At 56.5% G+C, this 14,673-nt stretch carries 15 protein-coding genes; 11 read left to right on the plus strand and 4 right to left on the minus strand.

The annotated features are described in order from the left end of the window. Positions 1–50: 50 nt before the first annotated feature. The 3 genes from Y017_RS10425 to Y017_RS10435 all read right to left on the minus strand — a co-directional run bounded on the left by Y017_RS10425 (position 51) and on the right by Y017_RS10435 (position 2,852). Complete coding sequence (locus tag Y017_RS10425; protein ID WP_011587915.1) at positions 51–1,595, minus strand: MFS transporter; 1,545 nt, start codon at positions 1,593–1,595, stop codon at positions 51–53. A 74-nt stretch (positions 1,596–1,669) separates the two neighbouring features. Next, positions 1,670–1,975, minus strand: a complete 306-nt coding sequence (locus Y017_RS10430; RefSeq protein ID WP_011587916.1) for an MGMT family protein — start codon at positions 1,973–1,975, stop codon at positions 1,670–1,672. 115 nt (positions 1,976–2,090) lie between these two features. Continuing rightward, a complete protein-coding gene (locus tag Y017_RS10435) occupies positions 2,091–2,852 on the minus strand; it encodes an SDR family oxidoreductase (RefSeq protein WP_035460681.1) in 762 nt (253 codons plus the stop codon). A gap of 515 nt (positions 2,853–3,367) precedes the next feature. Here Y017_RS10435 and Y017_RS10440 point away from each other — a divergent pair. From Y017_RS10440 to rimI, 7 genes are all read left to right on the plus strand, one after another. Further along, positions 3,368–3,658, plus strand: coding sequence for a co-chaperone GroES (locus Y017_RS10440; RefSeq protein WP_011587918.1), 291 nt, complete (start codon positions 3,368–3,370; stop codon positions 3,656–3,658). Between the two features lie 139 nt (positions 3,659–3,797). After that, positions 3,798–5,444: a chaperonin GroEL gene (gene groL, locus Y017_RS10445; RefSeq protein WP_035460683.1), complete on the plus strand. Its 1,647-nt coding sequence runs from the start codon at positions 3,798–3,800 to the stop codon at positions 5,442–5,444. Between the two features lie 256 nt (positions 5,445–5,700). Continuing rightward, positions 5,701–6,303: a rhombosortase gene (gene rrtA / locus Y017_RS10450; RefSeq protein ID WP_011587921.1), complete on the plus strand. Its 603-nt coding sequence runs from the start codon at positions 5,701–5,703 to the stop codon at positions 6,301–6,303. Next, positions 6,275–7,996: a DUF3592 domain-containing protein gene (locus tag Y017_RS10455; RefSeq protein WP_035460685.1), complete on the plus strand. Its 1,722-nt coding sequence runs from the start codon at positions 6,275–6,277 to the stop codon at positions 7,994–7,996. The genes rrtA and Y017_RS10455 overlap by 29 nt, the downstream gene beginning before the upstream one ends. A 70-nt stretch (positions 7,997–8,066) precedes the next feature. After that, positions 8,067–9,617 carry a 2-isopropylmalate synthase gene (locus Y017_RS10460; RefSeq protein WP_011587923.1) on the plus strand — a complete coding sequence of 517 codons (1,551 nt, stop codon included), beginning with the start codon at positions 8,067–8,069 and terminating at the stop codon, positions 9,615–9,617. Between the two features lie 109 nt (positions 9,618–9,726). Next, positions 9,727–10,533 (plus strand): hypothetical protein, encoded by an 807-nt coding sequence (locus Y017_RS10465; RefSeq protein WP_035460687.1) that lies wholly within the window; start codon positions 9,727–9,729, stop codon positions 10,531–10,533. Then, complete coding sequence (rimI, locus tag Y017_RS10470) at positions 10,523–11,005, plus strand: ribosomal protein S18-alanine N-acetyltransferase (protein ID WP_035460689.1); 483 nt, start codon at positions 10,523–10,525, stop codon at positions 11,003–11,005. The genes Y017_RS10465 and rimI overlap by 11 nt, the downstream gene beginning before the upstream one ends. Positions 11,006–11,312: 307 nt before the next feature. Here rimI and Y017_RS10475 read toward each other — a convergent pair whose 3' ends face one another. After that, positions 11,313–11,738: a hypothetical protein gene (locus tag Y017_RS10475; protein ID WP_011587926.1), complete on the minus strand. Its 426-nt coding sequence runs from the start codon at positions 11,736–11,738 to the stop codon at positions 11,313–11,315. A 153-nt stretch (positions 11,739–11,891) separates the two neighbouring features. On the opposite strand from Y017_RS10475, the gene Y017_RS10480 reads away from it, so the two are divergent. The 4 genes from Y017_RS10480 to Y017_RS10495 all read left to right on the plus strand — a co-directional run bounded on the left by Y017_RS10480 (position 11,892) and on the right by Y017_RS10495 (position 14,647). Beyond that, a complete protein-coding gene (locus tag Y017_RS10480; protein ID WP_011587927.1) occupies positions 11,892–12,227 on the plus strand; it encodes a DUF2834 domain-containing protein in 336 nt (111 codons plus the stop codon). Between the two features lie 67 nt (positions 12,228–12,294). Beyond that, on the plus strand, positions 12,295–13,875 hold the full coding sequence (gene prfC, locus Y017_RS10485; RefSeq protein WP_035460691.1) for a peptide chain release factor 3: 1,581 nt from the start codon (positions 12,295–12,297) through the stop codon (positions 13,873–13,875). Positions 13,876–13,933: 58 nt separating this feature from the next. Beyond that, positions 13,934–14,323: an MmcQ/YjbR family DNA-binding protein gene (locus Y017_RS10490; protein ID WP_035460765.1), complete on the plus strand. Its 390-nt coding sequence runs from the start codon at positions 13,934–13,936 to the stop codon at positions 14,321–14,323. 18 nt (positions 14,324–14,341) lie between these two features. Then, positions 14,342–14,647: a hypothetical protein gene (locus tag Y017_RS10495; protein ID WP_035460693.1), complete on the plus strand. Its 306-nt coding sequence runs from the start codon at positions 14,342–14,344 to the stop codon at positions 14,645–14,647. Positions 14,648–14,673: the final 26 nt, after the last annotated feature.

Genomic DNA, 14,673 nt, shown 5'->3' on the forward strand with positions numbered 1-14,673 from the left:
CCATGGGCCGCAGGGTATCCTGGTGATTGCCGAGTCTTTTTATGGTGGGGTTAGTCCTTAAAGGCGCTATGTCGCTGGATCAGATAGATCAGGCCTAGCACTGGCACGCCCATCAGGCTGGCCAGTAGGAAAAAGCCCGGGTAGCCCAAATTGTCCACCATGCTGCCGGAATACCCGCCAATGGTTTTCGGTAACAAGGTCATCAATGAGCTGAAGATAGCGTACTGCACGGCAGTGAAGGACACATTTGTGAGCTGGGACAGGAAGGCCACAAAGGCGGCACTGGCCAGGCCCGCGGTGAGGTTGTCGGCGGAGATCACCGCATAGAGAATGCGGATATCGTGGCCTGCATAAGCCAGCCACAGAAACAGCAGGTTGGTGGCTACGGTGAGAAAGGCGCCGAGGTAAAGTACCCGAATGACACCGTGACGCATGGCCAGCAGGCCGCCCAGAAAACCACCGGCGATAGTCATGAACAAACCAAACGTTTTTACCACCCCGGCAATTTCGGTTTTGGTGAACCCCATGTCTTCAAAGAAGACGTTGGAAATAACGCCAAGGACAATATCGGAAACGCGATAAAACCCTACGAAAACCAGCAGCAACAGCGCCAAGCGTTTGCCATAACGCTGGAAAAAATCCTTCACCGGGTCGAGGTAACTTTCTTGCACCAGTTGTTTGTCATATAGCGGGGTTAGGGAGAGTGTCTTGAGTAATGCGGCCACCAGAGTGATTGCCAGAGCCAACCTAAGGGTTTCCACCACCAGGCCGGATAAGGCGCCGTTGTTCATCGCGTCAGTCAGCGTTTGCCGCAGTGCGGAGGCCGCTCCAGCGGTGAGCACGTACACCGTCACGAAGGCGGCGATGCCCGCCACAAACAGGGTTAAGAACTTGAGGTATTGGCGGCTGCTGTAGTGTGCGTTTGAAGGTCTGGGATTGGCCGGCTCACGAATGATCAGGGTAGTGATGACACCGACCAGCATGGTTAGCGCCATGAGGGCATAGGTGTTTTGCCAGGCGGCATAGCGGTAAGACTCACTGGTGGAGCCGAGCCAGCTGGCCAACACCAGTGAGCCGGCTCCGGAGGTGAGCATGCCGATGCGGTAGCCGGCGATATAGGACGAAGACATCATCGCCTGCAATTCCGCTCCGGCAGATTCAATCCGGTAAGCATCGATCACCACATCCTGGGTAGCGGCGGTGAAGCCCAGCAGCACTACCGCAAAGGCCATCAAATTCAGGGCGCCAGGTTGGGTTGGGTCGACCAGGGAAATGCTGAAAATAGCAGCGGCAACGGCCAGTTGTGCCACCAGCAACCAGGCCCGCCGTCGGCCTAGCCAGCGCGTAAGGGCTGGCACAGGCAAGCGGTCAATCAGTGGTGCCCAGAGAAACTTAAATGAATACGCCAGCGCTGCCCAGCTGAAGTAGGTGACAGTGGAACGGTCGATGCCGGCCTCGCGTAGCCATAGTGATAGCGAGGAAAAAATCAGTAGCAGAGGAATACCCGCTGAAAAACCATAAAAGAACATGGTCGCCACACGGGGGTGCAGGAAGGCCTTTAGGGATTGCTGCCAGCTAGAAGATTGTGAGGGCATAGGGCTCTTAGCGGGTATTGCTGATGAGGAAAAGACTCATCATAAACGCTTTGTTCCTGCGGAGCGATTTAGGTTCATTGTGGGACAAGAAAATAAGGCTTGGGCACGCGATCATTTATTACCGGAATATTTTCGTCACGTAATCGTTGTATTTGAATCTGCCCTGCGGGTGTGCCGACTAAGGCAATGTGTCTGTCGGAGCGCAACACCCGGTGCCAAGGCAGACGGGTATCCTCGGGTAACTGGCTCATCAACCGGCCGACAAAACGAGCATGGTGCGGAAAGCCTGCCTGGCGAGCCACGGCGCCATAACTGCTGACTTTGCCCGGTGGGATGGCCGCAATAATTTGGTAAACAGCCTCTCGGAATTCTGGATTCATGGGGCTATAGCCTCAAGCGACAAGCTTCAAGCTACAAGGAAAAACGGAAAAAATAAAAGGGCGGCCGCGAAGGCTTGCCCTTTTATTTAGCCAGAACAGCATGCTGGCTTGCCGCTCAGCGCAGACCGCCATCCATGTCGATGCAGCGACCGGTGAAATAGTCGGTCTCGAAAATGAAGGCCACACTGCGAGCAATGTGCTCCGCTTCACCCAAGCGCTTGAGCGGTACCGCCTGCACCAACCGATCGCGGGCTTCCGGTTTCATGGCTGCTAGCATGTCGGTATTGATGGTGCCCGGTGCTACCGCCCCGGTGCGGATGTTGTAGCGGGCCAGTTCTCTCGCCCACACCTCGGCCATGGCCGCTACCCCTGACTTGGCAGCAGAGTAGTTGCTTTGGCCAAAGCTGCCATGACGGGCCAGGGATGAAATGTTCACGATCACGCCTTCCTCGACGCCGGTTTCCACCATTTTGGCGGCGGCTTCCCGGCCACACAGGAACACCCCTGTCAGGTTCACGTCGATCACGGCTTGCCATTGTTGCAAGCTCATTTTACTGATCAATTCACCTTCTTTGGCTTTAATGAGTAGCCCATCGCGGGTTATGCCCGCGTTGTTGACCAGACCGTGCAGGGTGCCGAAATCGGCCACCACATTGTTGAACAGCGCTTCCACTTCTTCTTCTTTGGCCACATTGGCCAGGTAGGCGCGTGCTTCGCCACCGGCCGCTTGGCAGGCGGCTACGGTGGCATCCAAGTCTTCCTGGTTAAGATCCACACAGGCTAGCCGGGCGCCTTTACCAGCAAAAAAGGTGGCGATGCCACGGCCCAAGCCACGGCCGGCGCCGGTTACAACAATCACTTTCTGGTTCAATTCCATGGTGATTCCTTACAGTGTCGGTTCATGGTGCAACGGATTATGGTGAGGCGCAGGAGGCAGGCCAATGACCGGATTGCTCAGGCCTGCAGCAAAACGGGAAACGGATGAGCGGGCGTTGAATGCACCAGGAAGCAGAAGCCCGATTGTGTATTTATTGGCACGGCAGTGCGGTGGCGCCGTTGGTATGGAGGGCGGACAGCACAGTGGCTGGCAGAGCGCGGCATGATTGACGGTATCCGCCCGGTGCCGTGCGCAAGCGCAGTGTAGCCGTGGCGCGGGGATCTGTTCCGGGAGATTTTTTCCTCTCCAGCTCTTGAATCCCGCCGTGGCGACCCCATTCCACGGCCAACAGGCAGGCAAAGGGAATCATTGGCCAGTGCCGGTATTTCTTGTTGACTGTTCTGGTGTCCTTACTATGATTAGCACTCCACTCATGAGAGTGCTAATTCTGACTATTGAGTCCGGCCATTGTGCCGACTCGGGTGTCGAAGAACTAACTGGGAGTTTAAGGAAAAATGAGCATCCGTCCTTTGCATGATCGCGTGCTGGTTCGCCGTGAAGAGGAAGAAACCAAATCTGCTGGCGGTATTGTGCTGCCTGGTTCCGCTGCCGAGAAGCCGTCCCGTGGTGAAGTTATCGCCGTGGGCAATGGCAAAATCACCGAAAATGGCGATGTGCGTCCGCTGGACGTAAAAGCCGGTGATACGGTGATCTTCGGCCAATACTCCGGCAGCACCGTGAAGGTGGAAGGCGAAGAGCTGCTGATCATGAGCGAAGCTGAAATTCTGGCCGTCGTCGAAGACTAAGTTGCGAAGGCCAAGGGTTGCAAGGCTCAGCGCTTAAGGCGAATAGCCAGGGTAACCCAGTTCCGCTCCAGACAGACATCGAACGCCCGCAAGGGCATTCAGCCCATTACTGGGTACAGAATTGCAGAGGTATAGAAACATGGCTAAAGAAATTTTGTTCCGTGACGAAGCTCGTCAACGTATGGCTAAAGGCGTCAACATTCTGGCAGACGCCGTCAAAGTAACTTTGGGCCCGAAAGGCCGTAACGTGGTGCTGGAAAAATCCTTCGGCGCCCCGTCCATCACTAAAGATGGCGTTTCCGTTGCCCGCGAAATCGAACTGGAAGATAAGTTCGAGAACATGGGTGCGCAGATGGTCAAGGAAGTGGCTTCCAAGGCCAACGACGAAGCGGGTGACGGCACCACCACCGCCACCGTGCTGGCTCAGGCGTTCGTGAACGAAGGCCTGAAGTCCGTAACCGCGGGCATGAACCCCATGGACCTGAAGCGCGGCATCGATCAGGCCGTTGCGGCCGTAGTGGAAGAGCTGAAAAAGCTATCTACTCCGTGCGACAACACCAAGAGCATTGAGCAGGTAGGTACTATCTCTGCCAACGCCGACAAATCTGTTGGTGAGATCATCGCCCAGGCCATGGAAAAAGTGGGCCAGGAAGGGGTTATCACTGTTGAAGAAGGCCAGTCTCTGCAGAACGAGCTGGACGTGGTTGAAGGTATGCAGTTTGACCGCGGTTACCTGAGCCCTTACTTCATCAACAACCAGGAAAAGATGCAGGTCGAACTGGAAGACCCGTACATCCTGTTGGTGGACAAGAAGATCTCCAACATCCGTGAGCTGTTGCCAGCCCTGGAAAATGTGGCTAAAGCAGGCAAGCCGCTGCTGATTATCGCTGAAGACATTGAAGGCGAAGCGCTGGCTACCCTGGTAGTGAACAACATGCGCGGCATCATCAAGTGTGCCGCTGTGAAGGCGCCGGGCTTCGGTGATCGTCGCAAGGCCATGCTGCAAGATATCGCCATCCTCACCGGCGGCACCGTCATCAGCGAAGAAGTGGGCCTGAGCTTGGAAAATGCGTCCCTGGAAGATCTGGGTACCGCCAAGAAAGTGAACATCGACAAGGAAAACACCACCATTGTTGATGGCGCTGGCCAGCAGGTAGATATTGATGGCCGTGTGGAGCAAATCCGCAAGGAAATCGAAAACTCTTCCTCTGACTACGACAAAGAAAAACTGCAAGAGCGCGTGGCCAAGTTGGCCGGCGGTGTTGCGGTAATCAAGATCGGTGCTGCCACCGAAATTGAAATGAAAGAGAAGAAAGCTCGCGTTGACGATGCTCTGCACGCTACCCGTGCTGCGGTAGAAGAAGGTGTGGTACCGGGCGGTGGTGTTGCTCTGGTTCGCGCTCTAGCCAATGTTGGCACCATCAAAGGTGACAACGACGAGCAGAACGCCGGTATTGCCCTGACTTTCCGTGCGCTGGAAATGCCGCTTCGCCAGATCGCCTATAACGCCGGCGCGGAAGCATCCGTGATTGTGCAGGAAGTGCGTAATGGCAAAGGTAACTACGGCTACAACGCAGCCTCCGGTGAATACGGTGACATGTTGGAAATGGGTATTCTCGATCCCGCCAAAGTGACCCGTTCTGCTCTGCAGGCCGCGGCCTCCATTGCTGGCCTGATGATCACCACCGAAGCCATGGTGGCGGACAAGCCGGAAGAAAACGCCGGTGCCGGCGCCCCAGACATGGGCGGCATGGGTGGAATGGGCGGTATGGGCGGCATGATGTAAATCATCAGCGCTTAACACGCTCCAAAGAGAACCCCGCCTTGTGCGGGGTTTTCTTTTTTTAGGACATAGACAATTTTCAGGCTATAAGCTGCCGCCGGGTTCGATGTCGCGGGCATGCCGCTAACGGATGCGTTGTGCCGCTTATTTAGGTCCCGGGTTTCGCCCTGTCAGAATTTGTACACGTCCATCCTGCGGCTTGTATCTCATGCCTTGTGGCTTGTGGCTTAATACCCGTTCATCCTCGAGAGGCAATAGCATGCAACCCAGAGATAAAAAACTCCGTCCGCACTTCGCCTGGTTGGTGGTCGTGATGATTGTGCTGGGGCTGGCCTCTTCCTGGGTGAACCCCTGGCTGGCATTCGATCGCGTTGCGATTGAGCAGGGGCAGTGGTGGCGGATTCTTACGTGCCATCTTGTGCATCTGAATCATTGGCATTTGCTGCTGAATTTGAGCGGGCTGTTGCTCTGTGGCTATTTTTTTGAAGATTTACTGGATCGCGCCCGCTTGTGGGCATGGCTGTTGTTCTGTGGCATTACCACTGGTGTCGCTTTGCTGATATTGGATCCGCAACTGCAACATTATGTGGGGCTGTCGGGTATCTTGCATGGGCTGCTGGTGCTCTGTTTGCTCATGGGGTGGAGGGGGAATCCGGTGCTGCACTCAGTCGTGTTGGCGGTCATTATCGGACGCATTATCAGTGAGCACTTGCCGGGCTATGACGTGGATTACCTGCAAGGGTGGATTGATGGTCGGGTGTATGTGAACGCCCATCTTTATGGTGCGGTCAGTGGTGCGTTGCTTTGGGGTTTGATCACGGGGGGATCGTATTTTGTCGATAGAAGAGCAAAACGAGAATAAAAAAGCGGGCGTTGGCGGGTATCTGTTTGGCGGCATTTTTCTATTCGCTGGGCTAGCGGTGATGGTGTATGTGGGGCTGCTCCCTGTCGGTAAGTATCTGCTGTCTGGTCAGTGGGAGCGGGTGCCGGCCACGGTGCTTAGCAGTGAACTTCATCGTCATCGTTCTGATGGGTCTAGCACCTATAGCGTCACCGCCCGTTACCGGTATTCCTTCCAGGGGCAGACCTTCACCAGCGATCAGGTCGGGCTATATAGCGGCAGTGATAATGTGGGTGACTATTGGCAACAGCTTAGCAGCCGGCTGGATCGTGCCCGTGCCAGCAACCGTGCCTTGCAAGCCTGGGTGAACCCGTCCAACCCAACCCAGGCGTATCTGGATCGAACCTTTCGTTGGAGCACACTCATTTTCGGGCTGACCTTCGGCGGCGTTTTTGCCTTGGTGGGTGGCGGGGTGATGTACTTGATGCGTCGGGGAAGAGACCCTCAGACGGTCTCTGGGACGGGTCAATACAGCAGCCGAGAGAAATCGGGTCACTGGCTTATGGTGGGCTTTGGCGCCGTGTTTATTCTGTTGCCGTCTCCTGCCTATTTGGAGGTCTGGAAGGAAGTCAGCCGTGGCAATTATATGATTTTGCTGGTCCTTCTGTTTCCGCTTGCCGGGGCTGGAATCGCTTTGGCGGGCTTGAGAATGCGCAATAACTACCGGTTCTTTGGTCCAACCCCTCTGGCGCTGGATCCGCAACCGGGCCAGGCCGGCGGACAGGTTGGCGGGTCAATTCAGCTGGGTCGCGCCTTGTCCGCTGAGCAGTCGGTGACGGTCTGGCTTAGCTGTATCCGTTGTTATTACAGCGGTTCTGGAAAAGACCGCAAAACCCGTGAAAGCATCCGCTGGCAGAACCGGCAGCGGGCTTGGTGTCGCCCCGTTCAAAGTGGCACCGAGATCCAATTTTGTTTCGATGCACCAGCGGATCAGCCGGCCACGCGGGAGCGCGATCGGAGTGTGAGTGGGCGAAAGGATTGGATTCGTTGGCGTGTGGAGCTGGATGGCCAGGTTCAGGGACGGGCGCTGAAACGAAGCTGGGAGGTACCCGTGGAAGCGGGCAGTGGCTCTAGCCGCTATGAGCTGCCTGACTCTCATGTAGAAGCAGATCAGCGAGACCGTAAAATGGATGCGCTGGAGTCAGCCAACCAGCAAATTGAGGTAGAGCAGACGAGTGAGGGCCTGCACCTGATCAGTCGGGCTGGCCGCAACCTGGGCATGAAGCTGGGGTTGCTGGTGTTTGGCTGTGCCTTTGCAGCAGTGGGCACCTTCCTGTTTGTTCAGGCCGCAGAAGAAGGCTTCATGCTGTATATCATGGGCAGTATTTTCGGTTTGATTGGTTACCCGATGGTGCTTGCTACCCTGTATACCCTGGCGCGTCGGTTGGATGCCTGGGTGCGTGGTGGCGAGGTGCGCAATCAACGGCGCTGGTTGGGTATTGTGTTGTTCCGCCGCGAGGGACAGCTGCTTAACGCCGACCAGCTGGTGCTGGAAAGTGGCATGAGCAGCACCAGTAATGGCCGCAAGACCGAGTACATGACCCTGTATGCCAAGGTGGATGGCAAGAAGCTCCGGCTTGCGGAAGGTATTGCCGGACGTGAAGCGGGGGAAGCCCTGCGTGAGGCCGTGCTGCGCACCCTGCGGCTGGTGTAGAATGCGCACATACCTGAACCTGCTGTGAAAAGGGGCCAGCCATTAGCCCCGGACATTTGCGAGAGATCCAATGAGCAAAGATCGCCTGATTATTTTTGATACCACCCTGCGTGACGGTGAGCAGAGCCCCGGTGCCACCATGGACCAGGATGAAAAACTGCGCATCGCCCGGGCGCTGGAACGCATGCGGGTAGACGTCATCGAAGCCGGCTTCGCCATCGCCAGCCAAGGGGATTTCCGCTCGGTGAAAGCCATTGCAGACACCGTGCGCGAATCTACCATTTGCTCGCTGGCGCGGGCTAAGGCGGCGGATATCGACCGCGCGGCGGAAGCACTGGTCGGAGCTGAATCCGGTCGTATCCATACGTTTATCGCCACCAGCCCGATCCATATGCAGCATAAGCTGCGTTTGGAGCCGGATCAGGTGGTCGAACATGCGGTGGCCGCGGTGAAGCATGCCCGCAATCATATGGGTGATGTGGAGTTTTCCTGTGAAGATGCGGGCCGCTCCGAAATCGATTTCCTGTGCCGCATCATCGAAGCGGTGATTGATGCGGGTGCGCGTACCATCAACATCCCCGATACCGTGGGTTATGCCATTCCCGAGCAATTTGGCGATACCATTAGTCAGTTGCTCACGCGCATCCCCAATGCGGATAAGGCGGTGTTTTCCGTGCATTGCCATAACGATTTAGGGTTGGCGGTCGCCAACTCTCTGGCAGCGGTTCAGGCGGGTGCGCGGCAGGTGGAATGCACCATTAATGGCCTAGGTGAGCGGGCCGGCAATGCTTCTCTGGAAGAGATTGTTATGGCGGTGCAAACCCGTCAGGACCTGTTCAATGTGGATACCGGCATTAATGCTCGTGAGATCGTGCCCACCTCGAAAATGGTGTCGCAGATTACCGGCTTCCCGGTGCAACCGAACAAGGCCATCGTTGGCGCCAATGCTTTTGCCCACGAGTCGGGCATTCATCAGGACGGGGTGCTCAAACATCGCGAAACCTACGAAATCATGTCGGCCGAGGATGTGGGCTGGCACACTAACCGCATGGTGCTGGGCAAGCATTCCGGCCGTGCTGCTTTCCGTGCTCGGCTGGATGAACTGGGGATTGTGTTTGCGTCTGAGGCGGCCATGAACGAAGCCTTCTTGCGCTTCAAGGATTTGGCGGACAAGAAGCACGAAGTGTTTGATGAGGATCTTCAGGCATTGGTCAGCGATACCAAGCGAGCGGTGGAGCAGGAACGTTTCAAGCTGGTGTTGCTGGAGGCGACGGCGCGCACGGGTGAAACACCGCAGGCTCGCATTGTGATGGCTATTGACGGTGTTGAGCAGGACGCCACGGCCACTGGTGCCGGTCCCGTCGATGCTGCCTTCAAGGCCATTGAGCAGCTGGCAGACAGCCACAGCACCTTGCAGTTGTATTCGGTGAACGCGATTACCGCCGGTACTGATAGCCAGGGCGAGGTAACTGTGCGGTTAGAGAAAGGCGGTCGTATCGTCAACGGTCATGGTGCCGATGTTGATATTATTACTGCGTCAGCCAAAGCCTACCTGAATGCCCTTAATCACTTCGCCGCCGGCGTAGAAAAGGCGCATCCCCAGGCGCTAGAGGGAGTATGAAGGGGATGCTTGGTGTCGGATGTCTGAGGCCTGACGGTAAGGGAGCCGGCGGTGCTCTTCTTGCGTGGTGGGTGGTGCGTCCGGCGTCTGGCGGTACCGGAGGCACTTCATGAACGAAGCGCAGCGGCAGAGTTATTTGAAGGCCATGGGGTTGACGCCTTGGGTGGCCCGTGTGCCTTTGCCCGGTGCAGCGCCATCGCAGGTGTTAGATTGGCCGGAGGAAGAGCAGAATAGTGCAGCGGCCCCGGCGGGTCCTGCCTTTGATGTGTCCGTAACGACCGTGGCGCAGGGAGAGGCGCCCCTACAGCATTCTGCGTCAGTTTCCCATTCGGCTCCTGCTGCTGGGAAGCAAGCCCCCACAGGCTTTGCTGCCGATGCGTTGGCGAAGGCTTCCTCCTCCAAGCCTGCTGCTCCTTTAAAAGAGGAGCAGGAAACAACTGCGGCTCCGTCGCCGCCTAAAGAGAAAATCACAGGCCTGAGGTTCACTCTGGAAGCGCACCTGGGGGGCACTACCTGGTTGCTATGTGCCCAGGAAGACAGTCAGGCTCCAGGGCTGGGGCGGTTCGAAGCGCCACTGATGGCGAGTTTGTTGGCCTTGTTCCAGGGGCGCCCACAGCGTCCGCGTCGTTTCTTTTGCCCGCTGACCGAGCAGCCCATGCCGGCTGATGAAGCCGCTCAGGCGCTATCCGCTTTTGTGGCTGGGCTTAGTGAGCAGAGCGGTGGAGAGCGGGTGTTGTTGTGCTTGCCGGAAGCGGTGGCCGAAACCTTGTTTAAACAACCTCGCTATCAGCCTTTTGAACTGGGCCAGCTACCGGCGCTGGTGATTAGCAGCCTGGCGGAAATGCTCGCTGATCCGGCCCAACACAAGAAAGCCAGCTGGCAAGCCATGCAGGCTCATGGTTACGATGGCGTTTGATGTTGTCGGCCCGATTCGGGCCATGCAGGAATCGGATTTGCCGGCGGTGCTGGAAATTGAACACGCCGCTCAGTTGACCCCTTGGACCCGTAACCACTTTCTCGATTGCCTCGGTAATGATCATTATCTGTGTCAGGTGGTGGAGGCGGCAGGGCAGCCGGTAGCATTTCTGATTTTGTCGCGGGTTCTTGATGAAACCCATGTGCTGAACATCGCTGTGGCGCCCGCCCGGCAGCGCCAGGGGCTGGCCCGAGGATTGCTGGAACAAGCCATTCAGGTTGCACAGCAAGACGCCATGAGTGTGATCTACCTGGAAGTGCGAGAAAGCAACAAAAGCGCCCGGGCACTGTACGAGTCTCTGGGTTTCACGGTATCTGGAATCCGCAAAAATTATTACCGCCGGGGTGAGGATCACGATGGTCACGAAGACGCGGTGTTGATGCAGTGCCTGCTGGCTTCGGGGCATAAATAATTGTTGCGAGCTACCGCATCGGTCTTTCTATAAAGCCTTGCAGGAATCAACGGGAGCGGACTTAAAGCACATAGTGCGGCTCGAAGGGTGAGCCAAGCGAATAAATCCAATCGAGGGAGCGAGCCCCGCGAAGCGAGGCGTCGTCGCTAAGATAATGTGCAGGAGGAATGGCGGGCGGGGTATTGCCGTATTGCCCCCCACTTTTCTGTTCCGCTGTTCACTTTTAACGGAATCTACCGGGCAGGGTGGTCGTTATGGGACGCCATTTACCCTGCCAGTGTTGCAGCATGAAGCGTGTTGCGGTTTTTTATTCCAACGGCATCCAGCCCTTTTCTGTATCCCGAAACTGGATCACCCGTTGGCGCTGGAAAGTATCGCCTTTTTTGAAGTTGCCGTGCTCTACACGCAGTGCGCTCAGGGCCATGATCATGGCGAACCGATCCAGGCCGGAGAGTTCTTCGTTGCCTTTAACCTGGCTGGTGTAAGTGCTCAGATCTTCCTCCGCTTCGAGGCTGTAACTGACTTCTATGGTGTATACGCCTTCACCATCTTCATAGCCATTAAGTTTTTCCACGTTGGTAATCGCCAGCAGACCGTCCAAATGGGCGTTGCGCATCTCCGCTTCAAGGGCTTTTTGGGCATCACCGGCCCCCGGAGCTCGGCTGCATGCGCTTAGCAGGGCAACAGCAAGAAGGACTGTTATAAAACGAAGATAATGAGCAGTGGCAGACATGACAAACTCCTGATTGGAGGAGGGAAGGAGGTTACTCTACATCAGCTTACCTGCTTACCCAATGACACAGGCGCAACTACATAAAAACTGGACAGCGAGTCAATCAATGACAACGATAGAGGTAACAGGAGTACTTACCAAGGAGAGTTACCCATGTCCGAAAGCCTGTTTCGCCGCTTGCTGATCATGGTGGCGTTGATCTTCTGTGGTGCCTTTGCGGTGCTGGTTATCCCGCCGCTGATGGCTAACCCGGATATTTTGGCTGCCGCTGCGGGCGGCTTCGTCAATCCTTATGCTGCTGGCTATTCCACAGATGTGATTCTGTGCTGGGTGATTTTGGCAATATGGGTGCTTTATGAGCGCCAGCGTTACCATGTGCGCGGGGGCTGGTTGGCACTTGTGCTGGGCGTGGTGCCGGGTGTGGCGCTAGGCTTTGCTTTGTACCTGCTGATGCGCCAGCGCCAACTGAAAGGGTCTGGGTTGGTCTGACGGGAAATCAGGCCGCGAAGGCTGTTATACTCGCGCCCTCGAAATATCCAGTCAGAGATTGAGCCCCATGAGCCTGCAAGACCAGGTGGCCACGCGCCGCACCTTCGCGATCATCTCGCACCCGGACGCCGGTAAAACCACCATTACCGAAAAATTGCTGTTGTACGGAAACCTGATCCAAAGTGCAGGCACCGTGAAAGGCAAGAAGTCTGGCAAGCACGCCACCTCCGACTGGATGGAGATGGAGAAGGAGCGGGGCATTTCCGTGACTACCTCGGTGATGCAGTTCCCTTACAAGGGTGCCACCGTCAATTTGCTGGATACCCCAGGCCACGCGGATTTCTCTGAAGATACCTATCGCACCCTCACCGCCGTGGATTCGGCATTAATGGTTATTGACGCTGCTAAGGGTGTGGAGCAGCGAACCGTAAAATTGATGGAAGTGTGTCGCCTGCGCGATACCCCGATTCTCACCTTTATTAACAAGTTGGATCGGGATGTGCGCGATGGCATCGACGTGCTGGACGAAATCGAGGACGTACTCAATATTGAGTGCGCTCCGATTACCTGGCCCATCGGCATGGGCAAGAGCTTCAAGGGTGTTTACAACCTGCTCACCGACACTACCGTGCTCTACAAGACTGGTCAGGGCCATACTGTGCAGGATGTGCGCGAGGTTAAGGGCCTCAACAATCCGGAGTTGGATGAGGCGGTGGGCACCGACTACGCTGAAGAACTGCGCGACACCCTGGAGCTGGTGCAGGGCGCCAGCCATGAATTCGACCTGGAGCGTTTTCTGGCCGGTAAGTTGACCCCGGTTTTCTTCGGTACGGCTCTGGGTAATTTCGGCGTGGATCATATGCTCGATGGCCTGGTGCAGTGGGCGCCGCCGCCCCAGCCCCGTGATGCTACCGCTCGCACGGTAGAGGCCGATGAGCCCAAAATGACGGGGTTTGTGTTCAAGATTCAGGCCAATATGGACCCTCGTCACCGAGACCGCATTGCCTTCATGCGTATTTGCTCGGGCACCTATCGAAAAGGTATCAAGCTCAAGCAGGTGCGTACCGGTAAAGATGTGCGTATTGCCGATGCCCTGACTTTTCTGGCCGGTGAGCGCGATAATGTGGAAGAAGCCTTTTCCGGTGACATTATCGGTTTGCACAACCATGGCACCATCCAAATCGGTGACACGTTCACCGAAGGCGAAGAGCTTGCCTTCACCGGCATTCCGCACTTCGCGCCGGAATTGTTCCAGCGGGTGGTTCTCAATGATCCGCTCAAGAGCAAGCAGCTACACAAGGGCCTGACTCAGCTGGCTGAAGAAGGCGCGACCCAGGTATTTTTCCCGCTGCGTAATAACGATGTGATTCTTGGTGCTGTGGGCTCGTTGCAGTTCGATGTGGTCGCCGCGCGCTTGAAAGGGGAATATGGCGTCGATTGCCGTTATGAACCGGTCAGTGTAGCGACAGCCCGGTGGGTTGAGGCCGATAGCGATAAAGAGTTGGCTGCCTTTGAACGCAAGGCCCATGACAATCTGTCCCGGGATGGCGCCGGGCATCTGACATACCTGGCGCCGACGCGGGTTAATCTGCAACTGGCACAGGAACGTCATCCGGATATCCGCTTCCGCGAAACCCGGGAAATCTGAGGGCAATTGTTGCCGTAACCTTATTGACGGCGCGTCTGGATAAAATCGGGTGATCGACATGGATGTTGATGTGGTACGAGATTATCTCTTGGGTAAGCCTGAAGCATTGGAAGACTTTCCTTTCGGCCCGGATGTGGCGGTGATGAAAGTGCGCGGCAAAATGTTTGCCACGCTGGGTGAGGAGAGCGGTGAAGGGCGCATGAACCTGAAGTGCGATCCGGACCAAGCGCTGGCACTTCGAGATATTTTTGCTGCGGTACAGCCTGGCTACCATATGAACAAGAAACACTGGAACACCATCAAGCTGGATGGCTCTATTCCTGAAGGAGAAATCCAGCGCATGATCGATCACTCTTTTGCGCTGGTGGTCGGCGGCTTGCCGAAAAAAGTGCGCGAAGGCATGGCCGTGCGCCATGGCCGTGAGTCACTCTATGGCGGCCAGCACTGAACAGGTAGGGAGAAGGCAATGGCGGTGGGTATCGGTGGCGTAATTATTATCTGGTTGGGCCTAACCATGGGCGCGGCGATGTTGCGGTGGTTGGGTGTGGCGCTGCATTACCCCGCTCGACTGGCGGCGCCGCTCTTGCTGGCGGTGCTAGAGACGGTGCTGTTCCTGTGGTTTGTTCCCGGTACAGAATTGCTGCCGCAAAGCTGGGGCTGGCCCATGGCCGGCGGTTTGGCTGCGGCGGCCTGGCTGATTAATGGTCTGGTCAGTGGGCTGGATTGGCACCGTAACCGGCCGGTGAAAGACGCTAGGGTAACGGATAACTGAGTTGTCGGCGCGTCGCTGGTGGCGCG

The sequence above is a fragment of the Alcanivorax sp. 97CO-5 genome (genome assembly GCF_000524665.1).
In the GTDB taxonomy this organism is placed as follows: domain Bacteria; phylum Pseudomonadota; class Gammaproteobacteria; order Pseudomonadales; family Alcanivoracaceae; genus Alcanivorax; species Alcanivorax borkumensis.